Origin of the sequence: Pseudomonas sp. RGM 3321, from assembly GCF_022836805.1 — a bacterium.
Lineage (GTDB): Bacteria > Pseudomonadota > Gammaproteobacteria > Pseudomonadales > Pseudomonadaceae > Aquipseudomonas.
Genome location: NZ_JALHBH010000104.1, coordinates 104,457 through 120,010, shown reverse-complemented (window position 1 = coordinate 120,010; position 15,554 = coordinate 104,457). Strand labels below are relative to the sequence as shown.

Below are 15,554 nucleotides of genomic sequence, written 5' to 3'. Positions count from 1 at the left end.
TCAGTCATCGCCGCCACGGCCGCTTAACAAGCGGCCGATCATATCCAGCGGATAGCCGCGATAACTCAGAAAACGTCCCTGCCTGGCCCGCTCACGAGCATCAGCAGGCAAGGCGCCGGCAAACTTGCGTTGCCAGAGCTCGTGAAGCTTCTCCTGCCAATCCACACCACATTCCCTGAGCGCCTGTTCAATGTCGGCCCGCTGCAAGCCACGCTGATTCAGTTCTTCCCGAATACGAACAGGGCCATAGCCCGAACGTGCCCGGTAAGAAACGAAGCTTTCAAGGTAACGGGATTCGGAGAGCAGGCCTTCCTCGACCAGACGGTCAAGGGCAGCGTCGATGAGCTCGGGGGGAGCGCCGCGCTGACGCAGTTTACGCGTCAGCTCGACCCGACCGTGCTCGCGACGTGCGAGCAGGTCCATTGCAGTGCGCCTTACGGCGACAGGTGTATCAAGTACGACAGGCATGACTATCAGATATCAGCGTCTGCTTCGGCCACGTCATCAGCGACAACAGCTTCACGCGAGCCGACAGCTTTGGTATCGACGCCAGGGGTAAGCAACTTGTCGCGAATCTGCTTCTCGAGCGCTTTGCAGATTTCCGGATTGTCTGCCAGGAATTTGGCCGAATTGGCTTTACCCTGACCGATCTTGCTGCCTTGGTAGCTGTACCAGGCACCGGACTTCTCGACAAAACCATGCAGCACGGCCAGATCAACGATTTCGCCGTTCAGGTAGATACCCTTGCCGTAAAGAATCTGGAACTCGGCCTGACGGAACGGCGGAGCCACCTTGTTCTTCACGACCTTGACGCGGGTTTCGCTGCCGACAACTTCATCGCCTTCCTTGACCGCGCCTGTACGGCGGATGTCCAGACGTACCGAAGCGTAGAACTTCAGCGCGTTACCACCGGTAGTGGTTTCCGGGCTGCCGAACATCACGCCAATTTTCATGCGGATCTGGTTGATGAAGATCACCAGGCAGTTGGCGTTTTTGATGTTACCGGTGATCTTGCGCAGCGCCTGCGACATCAGACGCGCCTGCAGACCCACATGCATGTCACCCATTTCGCCTTCGATCTCTGCCTTTGGCACCAGCGCAGCAACGGAGTCGACAACGATGACATCGATGGCGTTGGAACGTACCAGCATGTCGGTGATTTCAAGCGCCTGCTCACCGGTATCCGGCTGCGAAACCAGCAGGTCGTCAACATTGACGCCCAGTTTGCCAGCGTATTCCGGATCAAGCGCATGCTCGGCGTCGACAAATGCACAGGTAGCACCCATTTTCTGGGCCTGCGCGATGACCGACAACGTCAGCGTGGTTTTACCGGAAGACTCTGGACCGTAGATTTCCACGATCCGGCCTTTCGGCAGACCGCCGATGCCGAGTGCGATATCCAGACCCAGCGAACCGGTGGAGATGGCAGGAATAGCCTGGCGATCATGGTCGCCCATGCGCATCACGGCACCTTTACCGAACTGACGCTCGATCTGACCCAAGGCCGCAGCCAAGGCTTTCTTCTTGTTGTCGTCCATTGAAGTCCTCACGTAATCAAATTCAATTAGGGCCTTGATGGCCACAACACCTGTATAAGTAGACAGTATTATTCCACAGCGATGAGCGCGCGCCTACCCCTGTTTTGGCATTTCTCCGCGCGCAAGCTGTATCAGCCCCTGTAGAGCGGCTTCGACCGTCTGTCGACGGACCTGATCCCGGTCGCCATCGAACTGGCGACGCTGTGCGACAAGCGCGTCATCCTTGCCCCAACACAGCCATACAGTACCGACCGGCTTGTCCAGCGAACCACCGCCAGGCCCTGCAACACCACTGACCGCGACAGCGAATCGCGCGCCACTTTCACGCTGCGCACCTCGCACCATGGCTTCGACCACAGGCTGACTGACCGCCCCGGCCTCTGCGAACAGTGCCTCGGGCACGCCCAATTGTCGGGTCTTCTGGGCATTTGAATAAGTCACATAGCCCGCCTCGAACCATGCCGAGCTACCGGCGATGCGCGTGATCGACTCGGCGATTCCGCCTCCTGTGCAGGATTCGGCGGTGGTCACTTGAGCGTTCATTGCGCCGAGAAGTCTGCCAAGCGTATCGGCCAGCCCGGTTATCTCGTCCACGGTGTCCTCATTCATGCTGGAAGCCTGTAAAAGTGATTCCTGAGACAAGGCAGCCGCCTTGAAGCGGGTCTGCCATTGCCGGTTTATCGTGCATCTTTCCTGCGTTCGGGCTTTTTGACCGTTTCGACCGTCGTTTCTCTCGGCCTTTTTCTGGCTTCTTCCAACGGGATGAAGCGCCCGTTGACGGAATCCCTTGCTCGTTTGTTTTTCATATAAAAGTCCTTTTTTATAGCGTGCCGTACGGTTATCGAGTGGCAGCGATGAAAGTCTATACGCCAAATCGAGGTTCATGGCTGTCGGGAAACGTCCGGTCACCAATGAGCGGAAGATACGCTGTAACTGCACCGCCTGATTGAGCGTGATAACCTTGCGGCCATCGCACATACCCGGCAGACGCCCCTCGATTCAAGGAGGGACCACCCGTCATGCCTCAAGGTTGCCTCACTCTTCTCAAGAACTTGCCTAAGCCACTGATGAACAAAGCAATTTCCGACCTCTCTTCACATACTCCGATGATGCAGCAGTACTGGAAACTCAAAAACCAGCACCTGGATCAACTGATGTTTTATCGCATGGGCGATTTCTACGAGATCTTCTACGAAGATGCGAAGAAAGCCGCCAAGCTGCTGGACATCACCCTGACGGCGCGCGGTCAGTCGGCAGGCCAGAGCATCCCCATGTGCGGGATTCCTTACCACGCCGCCGAAGGCTATCTGGCCAAGCTGGTGAAGCTGGGCGAATCGGTGGTGATCTGCGAGCAGATCGGCGACCCTGCCACCAGCAAGGGCCCGGTGGATCGTCAGGTAGTCCGCATCATTACGCCCGGGACCATCAGCGACGAGGCCTTGCTCGATGAGCGCAGAGATAACCTGATTGCCGCCGTGCTGGGTGACGAACGCCTGTTCGGCCTTGCCGTACTGGACATCACCAGCGGCACCTTTACTGTGCTGGAGATCAAGGGCTGGGAGAACCTGCTGGCCGAGCTTGAACGCATTAACCCGGTCGAGTTGTTGATTCCGGACGACTGGCCGCAAGGTCTGCCTGCCGAAAAACGCCGTGGTGCGCGACGTCGTGCGCCGTGGGATTTTGAGCGCGACTCAGCCCACAAAAGTCTGTGTCAGCAGTTTTCAACCCAGGACCTGAAGGGTTTTGGCTGCGAAAACCTGACGCTGGCCATCGGTGCTGCGGGCTGCCTGCTCAGCTACGCGAAAGAAACCCAGCGTACTGCCCTGCCCCACTTGCGCAGCCTGCGTCACGAACGCCTCGACGACACGGTAATCCTCGATGCCGCCAGTCGGCGCAACCTGGAGCTGGACACCAACCTGTCCGGTGGCCGCGACAATACGCTGCAATCGGTCATGGACCGTTGCCAGACGGCAATGGGAACGCGGCTGCTGACCCGCTGGCTGAACCGGCCGTTGCGTGACCTGACAATTCTTCAGGCACGCCAGACGTCCATTACCTGCTTTCTGGAGCGCTACCGCTTCGAGAACCTGCAACCGCAGCTCAAGGAAATCGGCGATATCGAGCGGATTCTGGCGCGTATCGGCCTACGTAACGCGCGGCCACGGGACCTTGCGCGTCTGCGCGACGCACTGAGCGCCCTGCCCGAACTGCAACAGGCGATGATCGACCTGGAAGCCCCGCACCTGCAACAACTTGCGCAGAATGCCAGCACCTATCCGGAACTCGCCGATCTGCTGCAGCGCGCAATCATCGACAATCCGCCTGCCGTGATCCGCGACGGCGGTGTTCTGAAAACCGGCTACGACGCTGAGCTGGATGATCTGCAATCGCTGAGTGAAAACGCCGGTCAGTTCCTGATCGATCTGGAGGCCCGCGAAAAGGCCCGTACCGGTCTCGCCAACCTGAAAGTCGGTTACAACCGCGTGCACGGCTACTTCATCGAGCTGCCGAGCAAACAGGCCGAGCAGGCCCCGGCTGATTACATACGCCGCCAGACCCTGAAGGGCGCCGAGCGCTTTATCACGCCTGAACTCAAGGAATTCGAAGACAAGGCGTTGTCGGCTAAAAGCCGCGCACTGGCACGTGAAAAGATGCTCTATGAAGCGCTGCTTGAAGACCTGATCGGCCATCTAGCGCCGCTGCAGGACACAGCAACTGCATTGGCCGAACTGGACGTACTCAGCAACCTCGCAGAACGCGCGCTGAATCTGGACCTCAACTGCCCACGGTTCGTTGCCGAGCCCTGCATGCGCATTGAGCAGGGCCGTCACCCGGTCGTAGAACAGGTACTAAGCACCCCGTTTGTCGCCAACGACCTGGCGCTGGATGAAAGCACCCGCATGCTGGTCATCACCGGCCCGAACATGGGCGGTAAATCGACCTATATGCGCCAGACGGCGCTGATCGTACTACTGGCGCATATCGGCAGTTTCGTGCCTGCTGCCAACTGCGAACTGTCGCTGGTCGACCGGATCTTCACCCGTATCGGCTCCAGCGACGACCTGGCCGGCGGGCGTTCGACGTTCATGGTGGAAATGAGCGAAACGGCAAACATCCTGCACAACGCTACCGACAAAAGCCTGGTGCTGATGGACGAAGTCGGACGCGGTACCAGCACCTTCGACGGCCTTTCTCTGGCCTGGGCAGCGGCGGAATGTCTGGCGCAACTGCGTGCTTATACACTGTTCGCGACGCACTATTTCGAGCTGACAGTGCTGCCGGAAAGCGAACCGCTGGTGACCAACGTGCACCTGAACGCCACCGAGCATAACGAGCGGATCGTCTTCCTGCACCGCGTATTGCCAGGGCCAGCGAGCCAGAGCTATGGCTTGGCCGTGGCCCAGCTTGCGGGCGTTCCGGGCAAGGTCATCACGCGCGCCAAAGAGCATCTGCAGCGCCTGGAAACCACCAGCCTGCCGCACGAACAGCCACGGGCCAAGCCCGGCAAGCCCGCGATCCCGCAGCAGAGCGACATGTTTGCAAGCCTGCCTCATCCGGTGCTCGACGAACTGTCGAAGGTCAAAGTCGACGACCTGACCCCGCGACAGGCGCTGGATTTGCTATACACATTGCAAACTCGCCTGTGACGCGAAGCGTTACATACTGTTAGAATCCCGCGCGGTTTGGGACGCTCTCGGCTTTTAGCCTGGTCGAGGCGTTTTTCGAGCCGCGTGAAAATGCAGCGAACCGCCGGTAGGTAGCAGGGAGAGGTAGCAGACGACGCAGTCTTACTGCCTCAAGGCCACCCACCACAAGCACGTGTTTTCATAGGGCCGGGAAACCTCCCGAACCTGGCAACCCTGTCTGGAAGGGCTCTGCCACAGCAGCCGCCTGAGGAGAAAATTAGAAATGACCTTCGTCGTCACCGACAACTGCATCAAGTGCAAGTACACCGACTGCGTAGAAGTCTGTCCGGTGGACTGCTTTTACGAAGGCCCGAATTTCCTGGTGATCCACCCGGACGAGTGCATCGACTGCGCGCTCTGCGAGCCTGAGTGCCCTGCCGTGGCCATTTACTCGGAAGACGAGATTCCTGCTGGCATGGAAAACTTCATCGAGCTCAACGCGGAGCTTGCCGAGGTCTGGCCCAACATCACCGAAAAGAAAGACGCGATGCCGGACGCGGCAGAGTGGGATGGCAAAACCGGCAAGATCGCTGATCTGGAACGCTAGACTCCATACAGACAAAAGGCCCTCAAGGGGGCCTTTTTTGTCGATCCGGTTTCTCGCAGATAAAAAAAGGGGCGGTATGACCCGCCCACATTTTTTCCCTGATCCCTGTATTCCCTTGTCATCATCCTGATGAATCGCATCCCGCGATGTCCTTGACCGTCATCCTTGATGGCCTGTGCCTGTCCGTTGGCACAGCTTCGATATTAGAGATTTAACCCCGCAGAGCAACACCTCAAACGCTCCAGAATATTTCCATAACAATCGCCTTTTAAAATAAAATCTTCATTTAAAACAAAGCGTTAAAGACGTAAAAACAGCTGCTTGGCGACAAGCCTCACTCTCGTTACATGAATCACTTACAACAAGCGTACGCAATGACTTACAGGCTTTGAAAGCTGAAAGGACGAGCTGACGCATTGACCCACGACATTGAAATGACAAAAGACATATAAAAAGGCCGATGTGTTATATCGGCCCTGGATTGACGTTACGAAGAGATAGCTACTGGAAGAGAGACTCGCTGGACAGCCCGTTTTTCTCAAGGATCTCACGCAGGCGCTTGAGCCCTTCAACCTGAATCTGCCTGACCCGCTCACGCGTCAGACCGATCTCAAGCCCTACATCTTCAAGTGTGCTGCTTTCATGCCCGCGCAAGCCAAAGCGGCGGATGACAACCTCGCGTTGCTTCTCGGTCAATTCAGACAACCATTGATCGATGCTCTGGGATAGATCATCGTCCTGCAGCAGCTCGCAGGGGTCGGTCGGACGATCATCGGTCAAGGTGTCGAGCAGGGTCTTGTCCGAATCAGGCCCCAGCGAGACGTCCACCGACGAGACACGCTCGTTGAGACCGAGCATGCGCTTGACCTCACCTACCGGTTTTTCCAGCAGATTGGCGATTTCTTCGGGAGAAGGTTCGTGATCCAGCTTCTGGGTCAGCTCTCGGGCCGCACGCAGATAAACGTTCAGCTCCTTGACGACGTGAATCGGCAGCCGGATGGTCCGGGTCTGATTCATGATCGCGCGTTCGATGGTCTGACGAATCCACCAGGTGGCGTAGGTGGAAAAACGAAAGCCGCGTTCAGGGTCAAATTTTTCAACCGCCCGAATCAACCCCAGGTTGCCCTCCTCGATCAGGTCAAGCAATGACAGTCCACGATTGACATAGCGTCTGGCAATTTTCACTACCAAACGCAGATTGCTTTCAATCATGCGTTTGCGCCCGGCCGGGTCTCCACTTTGCGACAGGCGTGCAAAATGAACTTCTTCTTCAGGGGACAGCAGAGGAGAAAAACCGATTTCATTGAGGTACAGCTGGGTGGCATCAAGCGCCCGCGTGTAGTCAATGTACTTGTGTTGTTTGAGCGATGTTGAATGCTTGACCTTGGTGCGTCCAGAGGCAGCGGGTGGCTGCTTCTCGTTTGACGCTTCCTTCAGGACAATGCCGGCTTCCATAAGGAGCACTTCATCATCGATGTCAAACTCCGGCGCTTCGTTGCCAAGAGCCATTGTTTTAGTCCTTTGGTGAGTTCGACCTCAAGCTCCAGCATCGCCTGATTCCATGGCAACACTTGAGCCTGTTCCTAATACGCCTGGAACAGGCTGGCAACTATCAACGACGTGGCAAAAATCCCAATGGATCTACAGGTTTCCCTTGGCGGCGAATCTCAAAATGCAGTTTCACCCGGTCAGTTCCTGTTGACCCCATTTCGGCAATCGTTTGCCCTGCCTTGACCTGTTGACCTTCCCGTACCAAAAGCCTGCGATTATGACCGTAGGCACTGACGTAGGTATCGCTGTGTTTGATGATGATCAATTCGCCGTAGCCCCGTAATCCACTTCCGGCGTAAACAACTGAACCATCAGACGCTGCCAAAACAGGCTGTCCCAAATCACCAGCGATATCAATTCCTTTATTCAAACTGCCGTTTGAGGAAAATTTTCCTATCAAAATGCCACTTGAAGGCCAGGTCCAACCCGTCGGAGACTTGCCGGCCGGGCCTGTCCCGGTGGTTGCAGAAGGGGGTATCACCACAGGTACAACCGCAACAGGCTTGGAAATAACCGTAGTTTTGACGGACCCGGAACTGCTGGTGCTGGTTGATGTAGAGGTCACCGGGCGTCCTGCACCGGAGGTCGAAGCTACGTCCTGCGTTGAAGATGAGCGTCCGTCAAAGCGAATTGTCTGACCTGGCTTGATAGTAAACGGCTCCGGGATCTGATTGCGGGCAGCCAGCGCTTTCCAGTCCCAGCCATAACGAAATGCAATGGAAAACAGCGTGTCGCCGCGTCTGACCACGTACTGGCCGGTGGTTACCGTGGGACGCTGGGCAACGGCATTGCCGTTGCGATCAACGACACGAACCCCGCCTGAAGGCGTGCTGGAGCAGCCGACCAAAAGGACACTGAGAGCAATGCCAATCACCAGACGCTGATAACTTCTTGAAGACCTGAGCTGCTGAATGACTGTGAGACTCACCCGCCACTCCCTTTACTGGTGACTGAATTCAAAAAAGATGCCTATTGTGCCGTAATAGCGACGGGCAGCCAGTGATTACCGTTGAAAAAACGTTGTTATGTATCAATCAGCTACATGGAATGATGCCATCAGGCCATTCAACATTCCGGGCCGCGCGCTGTAGACCGATGACTGACGCCAGAATTCACTGTTTACCGCAGACAATCTTCACGCGATCGGTCCGTTGAGCAGTGGCACAAAGCGCACAGCCCCCAGTACGTGCCGGGAAAAACCGTTTTCTTCACGGATGATCAGCATCAATTGCTGAACCTCTCCCGAACCCACCGGTATGACCAGCCGGCCTCCAGGTGCCAGTTGATCAAGCAGCGCCTGCGGTACGTCGGTTGCCACTGCCGTGACGATGATGCCGTTATACGGCGCCAGAGCAGGCCAGCCTTCCCAGCCATCACCCCAGCGGAAAACCACGTTGCGCAGATTGAGCTCGACCAGACGCTCCTTGGCTCGGTCCTGCAGGACTTTGATACGCTCGACCGAAAATACACGCTCCACCAGTTGTGCCAGCACCGCGGTCTGATAGCCCGACCCCGTACCGATCTCCATGACCTTGTCCAGCGGACCGGCTGCCAATAGCAGCTCGCTCATCCGCGCGACCATGTAAGGCTGGGAAATCGTCTGGTTGTGGCCAATGGGCAGCGCTGTGTCTTCATAGGCGCGATGCGCCAGCGCTTCATCAACAAACAGATGCCGGGGCGTCTTGCGAATGACGTCCAGCACCCGCTGGTTGGAAATACCCTCTTCGCAGAGGCGCTGGATCAGACGTTCGCGGGTGCGCTGCGAGGTCATCCCGATCCCGCGACGCAATAGGTCATCCTGCTCGCGCGACATCAACGAAGCCCCTCCAGCCAGGTATTCAGGCTGCTGAATCCGTCCTGATAAGTTCGATCCAGCTGCAACGGCGTAATCGATACGTAACCCTGTATGACCGCATGGAAGTCGGTGCCAGCGCCGCCGTCCTCGACATCGCCGGCAGCGGCAATCCAGTAGCCGGCACGACCACGCGGATCGACAACCTTTACCGGTGCCGCAGCGCGGGCACGATGCCCCAGTCGGGTCAGTTGAATGCCGCGGATATGCTCAAGCGGCAGGTTCGGAATATTCACGTTCAGTACCGTGCGGGGTGGCAGGTCGAGTTGCTCATGGGCCTCGACCAGCAAACGCGCATAATGCGCCGCCGTCGCCAGATTATCCGGCTGACGGGACAAAAACGAAAAGGCAAACGACGGGCGCTGCAGAAAACGCCCTTCAAGCGCTGCAGCGACCGTTCCGGAATACAGTACATCGTCGCCCAGATTGGCCCCCAGATTGATACCTGAAACCACCATGTCCGGTTGACGCTCCAATAACCCATGAATTCCCAGATGCACGCAGTCGGTCGGCGTACCATTGAGACTGATGAAGCCGTTGGCCAGTGTATGTGGGTGCAAGGGCCGGTCGAGTGTCAGGGAACTGCTGGCACCGCTTTTGTCCTGATCAGGGGCGATCACCACGCACTCGGCATAGTCGGCCAGCGCCGCATGGAGCGCGACAAGACCGGGCGCGTTCACCCCGTCATCATTTGATATCAGAATACGCATGGGCTGTCCGTCTGCCCAACCGGCACCAGATCAATGAGTTCGCGCACTAAAACGGTGGCGAAGCATCCGGGCGGAAGGACGAATTCCAGTTGCAGAATGTCAGACTCGGGATAATGCCACGTCAGCCGCCCAATGGGCAGTCGCAGGATGCGCCGTTCGTGCTCCATGCCCGCTCTGACCAGCCAGTCACGCAACGCAGACTCATCATTGGCAATGGCATTTTCCAGCTCTGCCGTCGCGCCGCCCGCTGGCGAAGGGCCTTCACCCCACTGTGGCCCGGTGGGGTGCAGATCGAGAATCGCCAGCCTAGGATCGCTGCACTCATCAACGCCCGCCGGAAAAAAGCTGCGGCTGTCGGTGAAAGCCAGCAAATCTCCTACCTGAGCCTTTTCCCAACTGCCATCGGCAACGCGGGCTGCCAGTACTCGATTGAAAAGGTAGCTGCGCGCCGTGGATAACAGTCGCGAACGAACCGCACGTTGCTCAGGCAGCGCCTTGCGGGCAGCGTAATCGCGCGCCTCGCCAAGATTTCCGCCCTGATAACCGAACCGCTGCGTACCAAAGTAGTTAGGGATGCCCTGCCGGGCAATTGTTTCAAGGCGCTGGTTCAAAGCGTCCGTGTCGGCATCCAGTTGCGTCAGCCGCAGCGTAAAGCCATTCGCCGCGTGAGCACCGCGTTGCAGCTTGCGCTTATGTCTAGTGCTTTTGAGAATCTGCAGCGTATCGTCCTGCGCAGCCGACAGATCAGGATCGGCCTTGCCCGGCAGTTGAATGCTGAACCACTGGCGGGTCAGTGCCTGGCGGTCCTTGAGACCGGCATAGCTGACCGTACGCAACTGCACCCCCGCGGCCCGGGCCAGCCGACGTGCCGCCTCTTCAGTATTCAGGCCGCGTTTTTCAACCCACAGCCATAAATGCTCGCCATCGCCTGAAAGCGGAATGTCCAGCACCTCGTCGACCTGAAAGTCTTCGGCAGTCGCCTTTAGGGCTGCACGACCCAGTGCATCGCCGTAGGCTCTGGGGCCAAGCAGTTCAAGTTCATTCATGCGCGCAGCAACAACGCAACGGCATGCACCGCGATGCCTTCTTCGCGCCCGGTAAAGCCGAGTTTTTCTGTCGTTGTCGCTTTCACGTTCACCTGGTCCAGCTCGACCTGCAGATCTTCAGCGATCAAGGCACGCATGGCATCGATATGCGGCGCCATTTTCGGTGCCTGGGCAACGATGGTGGCGTCGACATTACCGACTTTCCAGCCTTTGCCGTGGATCTGTTTGAGGACATGACGCAGCAGCACACGGCTGTCGGCACCTTTGAATTGCGGATCGGTGTCAGGAAAGTGCTTGCCGATATCGCCCAGTGCCGCGGCCCCCAAAAGCGCATCGCTCAGGGCATGCAGCAGGACATCGCCATCGGAATGGGCCAGCAGGCCGAACCCGTGTGCAATCCGCACGCCGCCCAAGGTAATGAAGTCGCCTTCAGCGAAACGGTGCACATCATAGCCATGGCCAATACGCATAAAAAACGCCCTGAAAAAAGTCAGGGCGTGATTCTACCTGCTTTGACGCTCGTTAGCTGTTCAAGGCTTCAGCGTGATGCCTTAGATGGTCTTCGATGAAGCTGGCGATGAAGAAATAGCTGTGGTCATAACCTGGCTGCATCCGCAAGGTCAGCGGATAGTTCGCAGCCCTGGCGGCCTGAACCAGAACTTCAGGCTTGAGCTGATTGACCAGAAAGTCGTCACGATCCCCCTGATCCACCAGCGTCGGCAGTTTTTCCGACGCTTGCGCAATCAACACACTGGCATCCCACTCGCGCCAGCGCGAACGGTCTTCGCCCAGATAACGGGAAAACGCCTTTTGCCCCCACGGGCAGTCGATCGGATTGCTGATCGGCGAGAACGCCGACACCGACCTGTAGCGACCGGGATTGCGCAGTGCGCAGACCAGCGCCCCATGCCCGCCCATCGAGTGCCCGCTGATACTGCGAGCCTCTGACGCCGGGAAGTGCTCTTCGATAAGCGCTGGCAGCTCCCTGACGACGTAATCATGCATCTGGTAATGCCGCGCATAAGGCTGTTCGGTGGCATTGAGATAGAAGCCCGCCCCTTGACCGAAGTCCCAGGCGCCGTCAGGGTCGTCGGCTACGTCGGCACCGCGTGGACTGGTATCAGGCGCTACGATGATGATGCCCAGCTCGGCCGCAAGCCGGTGAGCTGCGGCTTTCTGCATGAAGTTCTCGTCGGTGCAGGTCAGACCGGACAACCAGTACAGCACCGGGAGCTTGCTGCCCTGCTCTGCCTGGGGCGGCAGATAGACCGCAAACACCATTTCGCAACCGAGTACTTGGGAATGATGCTTGTAGCGCTTGTGCCAGCCGCCGAAGCTTTTCTGGCAGGAAATATTTTCCAAAGGCATGTCGTTTCCTCCAGCTGCGAGTTGCAAGCGACAAACTGCAAGCATGTGACAAACCTTCGTGCTTGCCGCTTGAAGCTGACAGCTTGCCGCCGCTCCTCAAAAATGAATGACGGTGCGGATGCTTTTGCCTTCATGCATCAGGTCGAACGCCTTGTTGATGTCTTCCAGGCCCATGGTATGGGTGATGAACGTATCCAGCGGAATTTCGCCGGTCTGCGCCATGTCCACGTAGCTTGGCAGTTCGGTGCGGCCACGCACGCCACCGAATGCCGAACCGCGCCAGACGCGCCCGGTCACCAGCTGGAACGGACGGGTAGAGATTTCCTGACCGGCACCGGCCACGCCGATGATGACCGACTCGCCCCAGCCCTTGTGGCAGGATTCCAGCGCTGCACGCATGAGCTGTACATTGCCGATGCACTCAAAGGAGAAATCCACCCCGCCATCGGTCATGTCAACAATGACTTCCTGAATAGGACGGTCGAAATCTTTCGGATTGACGCAATCAGTCGCGCCCAACTGTTTGGCGATCTCGAACTTGGCCGGGTTGATATCGATGGCGATGATTCGAGACGCTTTGGCTTTGACCGCCCCGATCAGTGCTGAGAGGCCGATACCGCCCAGACCGAAGATCGCCACGGTATCGCCAGGCTTGACCTTGGCAGTGTTGAGCACTGCACCGATACCGGTGGTGACACCACAACCCAACAGGCAGACTTTTTCCAGCGGTGCCTGTTTGTCGATTTTGGCCACCGAGATTTCCGGCAGTACGGTGTATTCGGAGAAAGTCGAGGTGCCCATGTAGTGGAAAATCGGCTCGCCCTTGTAGGAAAAGCGCGTGGTGCCATCCGGCATCAGGCCTTTACCCTGAGTGGCACGAATCGCTTGGCACAGGTTGGTCTTGCCCGAGCGGCAGAATTTGCACTGACGGCATTCCGGGGTATACAGCGGGATGACGTGATCACCGACCGCGACAGAGGTCACACCTTCGCCAATGGCTTCGACAATCGCACCGCCTTCATGGCCGAGGATCGATGGGAAAATCCCTTCAGGATCGGCACCGGAAAGTGTGTAGGCATCGGTATGGCAGACGCCGGAGGCCACTACTCTGAGCAGCACTTCTCCCGCCTTGGGCATGGCGACATCGACTTCAACGATCTCCAATGGCTTTTTGGCTTCAAAAGCGACAGCAGCGCGCGACTTGATCATCAAACTTCTCCGACGGGTAAAAACGAGGTTTGCAGTGTAGTACAGTGCCAATTGGCGAGTAATACGGCTAAAAGCAAAACATTAATGCTGTACAGGGATAATTGATGCACACCAATCGCTGGGAAGGTCTGGACGAATTCGTTGCGGTCGCTGAATGCGGCCAGTTCACGGCGGCAGCACAACGGCTAGGCGTTTCCTCGTCACATATCAGCCGCCAGATCGTGCGCCTTGAAGAACGACTGCAAACCCGTTTGCTTTATCGCAGTACGCGCAAGGTCGCGCTGACCGAGGCTGGTCAAACGTTTTTGCATCACTGCCAACGTTTGCAGGACGGTCGCGAAGAGGCACTGCGCGCTGTAGGCGATCTGGCCAGCGAGCCGAAAGGGTTGCTGCGCATGACCTGCGCTGTGGCTTATGGCGAGCGCTTCATCACGCCCTTGGTGACACGTTTCATGGACCTGTATCCGCACTTGCGGGTCGACATTGAGCTGAGCAATGAAACGCTCGATCTGGTGCATGAAGGGATGGATCTGGCGATTCGCCTGGGCCGACTACAGGACTCGCGCATGGTTGCAACCCGCCTCGCGCCACGGCAAATGTATCTGTGTGCTGCGCCTTCCTACATTGAACGCTATGGACGACCTCACAGCCTGTCGGAACTGAACCGCCACAACTGTCTGGTCGGCGGCAGTGATACCTGGCAGCTTCAGCAGAATGGCCGCGAGTTTTCTCAGAGGGTGCAAGGCAACTGGCGCTGCAACAGCGGCCAGGCGGTGCTGGATGCCGCGCTACATGGGGTCGGCCTGTGTCAGTTGCCGGACTATTACGTGCAAAAACACCTCAACGCCGGAACGCTGGTTTCACTGCTGGAAGCACATCAACCGCCCAATACTGCCGTCTGGGCGCTTTATCCTCAGCAAAGGCACCTGTCGCCCAAGGTGCGCAAGCTGGTGGACTACCTTAAAGAAGGATTGGCGATGCGCGATGAGTACCGACAGTAGCTAACGGCCGAACTCATTGCGGCGTTGACGCAACCATTCAAGATCCTCGGGGCGAGTGACCTTGATGTTATCGGACCGCCCTTCGACCAGTCGCGGCGACTGCCCTGCCCACTCGATCGCCGATGCCTCATCGGTGATGCTCACGTTCGACACCAGACTGTCCGCCAGGGCGCGATGCAGGGCCCCAAGGCGAAACATCTGCGGTGTGAATGCTTGCCAGATCAGGCTCCGGTCGACGGTTTCAAGCACGCGACCACTGCTGTCGGCACGCTTGAGGGTATCGCGGGCCGGTACGGCCAGCAGGCCGCCAACCGGGTCGTCAGCCAGCTCACCGAGCAGATTATCCAGATCACTGCGCGCCAGATTAGGACGCGCAGCGTCATGCACCAGCACCCAGTCATTGTCGCTCGCGCCCTGCGCATGCAGGTGCAGAAGCGCATTGAGCACCGAGCCTGAGCGCTCGCTGCCGCCATCCACCCGCTGAATGCGGGCATCTTTAGCGCAGGGCAATGCAGCCCAGTAAGGGTCGTCTACAGCCAGACTGATCACCATGCCCTTGAGCCGGGGGTGATCGAGAAAGCAAAGCAGGCTGTGTTCAAGAATCGTCAGGCCGCCCAGTTGCAAATATTGCTTGGGACGGTCAGCGGCCATGCGGGCGCCAATGCCCGCTGCAGGTATCACTGCCCAGAAAGCAGGAAGAAAGTCTTTCATTGCACCAACTTGATTATTGCGCGAGCTGGTAAAGGGTTTCGCCGTCCTTGACCATACCCAGTTCATGTCGGGCACGCTCTTCGACGGTTTCCAGACCCTTTTTCAACTCCATGACCTCGGCATCAAGCACGCGGTTGCGCTCCAGCAGCACCTCATTCTCAGCGTGCTGGTCGGCAATCTGCTGAGTCAGGCTGGCCACTTGCGCAAGGCTTCCGTTACCGACCCAAAGGCGGTACTGCAAGCCAGCCAGCAACAGGAGCAGGACGAGGAACAACCAGTTAGGACTGCGCATTGAAATATCAGGTACCCAGTAAAAAAGACAGCAGAGCCAACGT

The 15,554-nt window shown here is 57.7% G+C and carries 16 protein-coding genes; 3 read left to right on the top strand and 13 right to left on the bottom strand.

Translation table 11 applies throughout. The annotated features are described in order from the left end of the window. The 3 genes from recX to RGM3321_RS10740 form a co-directional block, all read right to left on the bottom strand. Window positions 1–468, bottom strand: a complete 468-nt coding sequence (gene recX / locus RGM3321_RS10750; protein ID WP_244393026.1) for a recombination regulator RecX — start codon at window positions 466–468, stop codon at window positions 1–3. Between the two features lie 5 nt (window positions 469–473). After that, on the bottom strand, window positions 474–1,538 hold the full coding sequence (gene recA, locus RGM3321_RS10745; protein ID WP_024644417.1) for a recombinase RecA: 1,065 nt from the start codon (window positions 1,536–1,538) through the stop codon (window positions 474–476). A gap of 93 nt (window positions 1,539–1,631) precedes the next feature. Beyond that, window positions 1,632–2,147, bottom strand: a complete 516-nt coding sequence (locus tag RGM3321_RS10740) for a CinA family protein (RefSeq protein ID WP_244393025.1) — start codon at window positions 2,145–2,147, stop codon at window positions 1,632–1,634. 470 nt (window positions 2,148–2,617) lie between these two features. Here RGM3321_RS10740 and mutS point away from each other — a divergent pair, with 470 nt between their 5' ends. Next, the gene (gene mutS, locus RGM3321_RS10735; protein ID WP_244393041.1) at window positions 2,618–5,185 is read left to right on the top strand and encodes a DNA mismatch repair protein MutS; all 2,568 of its coding nucleotides are present in this window, start codon (window positions 2,618–2,620) and stop codon (window positions 5,183–5,185) included. A gap of 262 nt (window positions 5,186–5,447) precedes the next feature. Beyond that, window positions 5,448–5,771, top strand: coding sequence for a ferredoxin FdxA (gene fdxA, locus RGM3321_RS10730; RefSeq protein ID WP_002554692.1), 324 nt, complete (start codon window positions 5,448–5,450; stop codon window positions 5,769–5,771). 501 nt (window positions 5,772–6,272) lie between these two features. Here fdxA and rpoS read toward each other — a convergent pair. The 8 genes from rpoS to RGM3321_RS10690 form a co-directional block, all read right to left on the bottom strand. Next, window positions 6,273–7,280 (bottom strand): RNA polymerase sigma factor RpoS, encoded by a 1,008-nt coding sequence (rpoS, locus tag RGM3321_RS10725; RefSeq protein ID WP_004657931.1) that lies wholly within the window; start codon window positions 7,278–7,280, stop codon window positions 6,273–6,275. A 103-nt stretch (window positions 7,281–7,383) separates the two neighbouring features. Continuing rightward, on the bottom strand, window positions 7,384–8,250 hold the full coding sequence (locus tag RGM3321_RS10720; RefSeq protein WP_002554701.1) for a peptidoglycan DD-metalloendopeptidase family protein: 867 nt from the start codon (window positions 8,248–8,250) through the stop codon (window positions 7,384–7,386). 207 nt (window positions 8,251–8,457) lie between these two features. Continuing rightward, window positions 8,458–9,093, bottom strand: a complete 636-nt coding sequence (locus RGM3321_RS10715) for a protein-L-isoaspartate(D-aspartate) O-methyltransferase (RefSeq protein WP_002554702.1) — start codon at window positions 9,091–9,093, stop codon at window positions 8,458–8,460. A 41-nt stretch (window positions 9,094–9,134) separates the two neighbouring features. Next, window positions 9,135–9,884: a 5'/3'-nucleotidase SurE gene (gene surE, locus RGM3321_RS10710; protein ID WP_244393024.1), complete on the bottom strand. Its 750-nt coding sequence runs from the start codon at window positions 9,882–9,884 to the stop codon at window positions 9,135–9,137. Next, window positions 9,872–10,930: a tRNA pseudouridine(13) synthase TruD gene (gene truD, locus RGM3321_RS10705; protein ID WP_244393023.1), complete on the bottom strand. Its 1,059-nt coding sequence runs from the start codon at window positions 10,928–10,930 to the stop codon at window positions 9,872–9,874. Before truD ends, surE begins: the two co-directional genes overlap by 13 nt. Further along, complete coding sequence (gene ispF / locus RGM3321_RS10700; RefSeq protein WP_002554705.1) at window positions 10,927–11,400, bottom strand: 2-C-methyl-D-erythritol 2,4-cyclodiphosphate synthase; 474 nt, start codon at window positions 11,398–11,400, stop codon at window positions 10,927–10,929. The genes truD and ispF overlap by 4 nt, the downstream gene beginning before the upstream one ends. 52 nt (window positions 11,401–11,452) lie before the next feature. After that, window positions 11,453–12,298: an S-formylglutathione hydrolase gene (gene fghA / locus RGM3321_RS10695; RefSeq protein WP_244393022.1), complete on the bottom strand. Its 846-nt coding sequence runs from the start codon at window positions 12,296–12,298 to the stop codon at window positions 11,453–11,455. A 96-nt stretch (window positions 12,299–12,394) separates the two neighbouring features. Then, window positions 12,395–13,507 (bottom strand): S-(hydroxymethyl)glutathione dehydrogenase/class III alcohol dehydrogenase, encoded by a 1,113-nt coding sequence (locus tag RGM3321_RS10690; protein WP_004666019.1) that lies wholly within the window; start codon window positions 13,505–13,507, stop codon window positions 12,395–12,397. Window positions 13,508–13,611: 104 nt separating this feature from the next. Here RGM3321_RS10690 and RGM3321_RS10685 point away from each other — a divergent pair, with 104 nt between their 5' ends. After that, entirely contained in the window at window positions 13,612–14,508 is an 897-nt protein-coding gene (locus RGM3321_RS10685) for a LysR family transcriptional regulator (protein ID WP_244393021.1), read from the top strand. Here the strand turns inward: RGM3321_RS10685 and ispD are convergent, their stop codons facing one another. Together ispD and ftsB are read right to left on the bottom strand one after the other, a co-directional pair. Beyond that, the gene (gene ispD, locus RGM3321_RS10680) at window positions 14,509–15,219 is read right to left on the bottom strand and encodes a 2-C-methyl-D-erythritol 4-phosphate cytidylyltransferase (protein WP_244393020.1); all 711 of its coding nucleotides are present in this window, start codon (window positions 15,217–15,219) and stop codon (window positions 14,509–14,511) included. Between the two features lie 13 nt (window positions 15,220–15,232). Beyond that, window positions 15,233–15,511, bottom strand: a complete 279-nt coding sequence (ftsB, locus tag RGM3321_RS10675; RefSeq protein ID WP_002554710.1) for a cell division protein FtsB — start codon at window positions 15,509–15,511, stop codon at window positions 15,233–15,235. Window positions 15,512–15,554: the final 43 nt, after the last annotated feature.